This window comes from Bacillus cereus group sp. BfR-BA-01524 (assembly GCF_022662595.1).
Classification (GTDB): Bacteria; Bacillota; Bacilli; order Bacillales; family Bacillaceae_G; genus Bacillus_A; species Bacillus_A thuringiensis_S.
Genome location: NZ_JAKUDW010000492.1, coordinates 1 through 216 on the forward strand (window position 1 = coordinate 1; position 216 = coordinate 216).

The following is a 216-nucleotide window of genomic DNA, read 5'->3' on the forward strand; positions in this document are numbered from 1 at the left end:
CGTAGACCCGAAACCAGGTGATCTACCCATGTCCAGGGTGAAGTTCAGGTAACACTGAATGGAGGCCCGAACCCACGCACGTTGAAAAGTGCGGGGATGAGGTGGGGGTAGCGGAGAAATTCCAATCGAACCTGGAGATAGCTGGTTCTCCCCGAAATAGCTTTAGGGCTAGCCTTAAGTGTAAGAGTCTTGGAGGTAGAGCACTGATTGAACTAG

At 51.9% G+C, this 216-nt stretch carries 1 rRNA gene; it reads left to right on the top strand.

From position 1 onward, the window contains the following. A 23S ribosomal RNA gene (locus tag MR170_RS32045) occupies positions 1-216 on the top strand; the annotation flags it as partial.